The sequence below is a fragment of the Streptosporangium minutum genome, from assembly GCF_002149035.1.
Classification (GTDB): domain Bacteria; phylum Actinomycetota; class Actinomycetes; order Streptosporangiales; family Streptosporangiaceae; genus Streptosporangium; species Streptosporangium minutum.
Genome location: NZ_NGFP01000456.1, coordinates 1 through 2,795 on the forward strand (window position 1 = coordinate 1; position 2,795 = coordinate 2,795).

A 2,795-nucleotide genomic window follows, 5' to 3' on the forward strand; every position below is an offset into this window, starting at 1 on the left:
AACCGGGCCAGTTACGCGCTGGTCGAGGGGCTGAGCTGGCTGCTGCTGGGCCGCATGGTGAATCGGCTGCGGAGCAGGGTGTTCAGGCTGGGCCCCATGCGGGGGAGCCCTTTCCGCCAGGCGCGCTCCAGCGGCCAGAACCCGGTGAGGTGTACGTGGTCGGGCCAGTCCGCCGGGCGCGCGACGACCGAGGGGCTCACCCCGCACAGCACCGGCACCCGGCCGGCACGCGCCTGGCGGAAAGGGCTCCCCCGCATGGGGCCCAGCCTGAACACCCTGCTCCGCAGCCGATTCACCATGCGGCCCAGCAGCAGCCAGCTCAGCCCCTCGACCAGCGCGTAACTGGCCCGGTTGCCCGCCCTGCCGAGGGTCCGCAACGGGACCAGCGGGTTGGGGAAGGCCCCGGTGGGCTCGCTGGGCTGGAAATGGAGCAGCGCGTACGGCATGCCGTACCGCTCGGAGAGGTGGTGGCCGAAGCCGCCCAGCGCGGGCGAGAGCACCAGGTCCGCGCCCGCGCAGGCCGTGTCCACCTCGGTGACCAGCCGCTCGGCGAGCGGCTCCACGATCCTGCGGAACCCTCGGGCGAACCCGGCCGGCCCGCTGCGCAGCCACGCCTGCCCCTCCTCGGACTCCATGATCCGCAACGGGTCGACGCTCACCGGGGCGAGCCCGAGCCCGGCCTCCTCGACCAGCCCGCCGTACCGGGCGGCGGCGACGACCGTGACCCGGTGCCCCCTCGCGGCGAGCCCCGCGCCGAGCGCCACGCAGGGCTGGGTGTCCCCCCGCGACCCGAACGCCAGGACCGCGATCCTCACCGGAGCGTCACCAGGCTCACCGCGGCCCCCACGACGACCAGGGCGGCGGCGGTGAGCAGGCCGGTCGCGTAGCCGGCGGTGAAACTCGCGGAGCCACTGACGATCACCCCGACGACCGCGATGCCGAACAGCCCGGACATCTCGCGCGCCACGCTGAACACACCGCCCGCCACCCCCGCCCTGGACTCCGGAACGGCCCCCAGCACCGCCGAGCCGAGCGGCATGGTCAGCGCCGAGCCGACCCCGATCACGCACACGGCGGGCAGCAGATCGGCCCAGCCGTCGCCGGGGCGCAGGAACCCGACGGCGGCCATGCCCCCGGCGACGAGGAGGAGCCCCAGCGCGACCGTGCGCCCCGCGCCGAGCCGCCGCTCGACGTACGGGACCAGCGGCGTGACCGCGACGACGAGCAGCGCCAGCGGCACGAACGCCAGACCGGACATGGTCGGGCTGAAGCCGAGGACTCCCTGCAGGAACAGCGCCGTGAAGAAGAACACCCCGTTGACGCCGAGCCCCCAGAGCACCTGGGCGATCACCCCGCCGGTGAACGCCCGTGCCCGGAACAGCGCGAGGTCCACCATCGGGTCCGCGCCCAGCCTCTCGACGGCCACGAAGACGGCGGCCGCGACCACGGCGACCGCCGCCGCGACCACGATCATCGGCGACGTCCAGCCCAGCTCGGCCCCGAAGGTCAGCGCGAACGTGCCCGCCGACAGCACGACGACCGACGTCGCGACCCCCGGGACGTCCACGCGGGCGGTGCTCTCGTCGCGCGACTCGGGGACCGCGACGGCCGCGAGCGCGATGACGAGAACGCCGAGGGGGACGTTGAGCAGGAAGACCCAGCTCCAGTGGAAGTGCTGGGTCAGGTAGCCGCCGACGACCGGCCCCAGGGCGAGGGCGCCCGCCCCCGAGGCCATCCAGACCGCGACGCCGGCCGACCGCTGCCGGTCGTCGTTGCCCACCGAGACCACCGCCAGCATCGCGGGCAGGATCAGCGCCGCACCGCAGCCCTGGACCAGCCGGGCGGCGACGAGCACGCCCGCCGAGGTGGCCAGCCCGGCGGCGAGGGACGCCGCCGTGAAGACCACGAGCCCGGCGACGAGGACCCTGCGGCGGCCGTAGACGTCGGCCAGGCGGCCTCCGGCGAGCATGAAGCCCGCGAAGGTGAGGACGTAGCCGGTGACGACCCATTCGAGCGCCGCCAGGGACGCGCCCAGCTCGGCCTGCAAGGTGGGCAGGGCGACCGTGACGACCGTGTTGTCCAGAGTGGTCACGAACCCGGCCAGACCGACGACCAGCAACAGCAGGCCGCGCCGGGAGGACCGGGGCCGGGCCGCGGCGCCCTCGGGCCTCGCGGCGAGGTCGCTCACTCCGGCACCTCCGTCCACTCCCAGCCGGATCCGTCCTGTCTGGGCCGCACGACCCGCGTGGTGCGGGTCCCCACGGCGACCCAGCCGCCGTCTGCCTGCCCCTCCTGCTCCACCCGCTCCTGCTCCGCCCGTTCCTGTACGGCCCGTTCCTGTACGGCCCGCCGCTCCCGCGCGACCTGGCCGGACACACCGGTCCGTGTCCCGCCCGCCGTCTCCGGCCGGGACTCCGGGCGGAGTTCCGGAGGAGGCTCCAAGCGCGGCTCCAGGCGGAGCTCCGGGCGGGGTTCTGGGCGCGGCTCCGGACGCGGTTCCGGGCGGGGTTCCGGACGCGGCTCCGGACGGGGCTCCGGACGCGGCTCTGGACGCGGTTCCGGGCGGGGCTCCGGCTGTTCCGCGAACGGCTGGACCGGCTTGCCGGCGTGCTGGATGAGCGGCTCCAACTGGTCGATCAGATGGCTGCTGACCAGCGGCGTGCTCCGTGTGCGGCGGGCGTCCCCGGTCTCCGCCGTGGGGCCCGGCGTCGCAGCCGCCGGGGCGGGGGGCGGCAGCTCGGGCCGTGCCCGAGGCGCGGGCGGCGGAGCGGAGGGCTCGGGCCGCACCCCAGGGA

General features: G+C 75.6%; 4 protein-coding genes. 1 reads left to right on the forward strand and 3 read right to left on the reverse strand.

Annotated features, from left to right (window positions below):
• Positions 1-11: 11 nt before the first annotated feature.
• The 3 genes from CA984_RS43505 to CA984_RS43515 are packed head-to-tail and all read right to left on the reverse strand — an operon-like array spanning position 12 to position 2,442.
• Positions 12-815, reverse strand: coding sequence for a glycosyltransferase (locus CA984_RS43505; RefSeq protein ID WP_242676507.1), 804 nt, complete (start codon positions 813-815; stop codon positions 12-14).
• On the reverse strand, positions 812-2,188 hold the full coding sequence (locus CA984_RS43510) for an MFS transporter (protein ID WP_086579106.1): 1,377 nt from the start codon (positions 2,186-2,188) through the stop codon (positions 812-814). The genes CA984_RS43505 and CA984_RS43510 overlap by 4 nt, the downstream gene beginning before the upstream one ends.
• The gene (locus tag CA984_RS43515) at positions 2,185-2,442 is read right to left on the reverse strand and encodes a hypothetical protein (protein WP_086579107.1); all 258 of its coding nucleotides are present in this window, start codon (positions 2,440-2,442) and stop codon (positions 2,185-2,187) included. The genes CA984_RS43510 and CA984_RS43515 overlap by 4 nt, the downstream gene beginning before the upstream one ends.
• Positions 2,443-2,614: 172 nt before the next feature.
• Here CA984_RS43515 and CA984_RS47570 point away from each other — a divergent pair.
• Positions 2,615-2,795, forward strand: a 181-nt coding sequence (locus CA984_RS47570) for a hypothetical protein (protein ID WP_278249111.1), incomplete at its 3' end; no start/stop codon positions are given.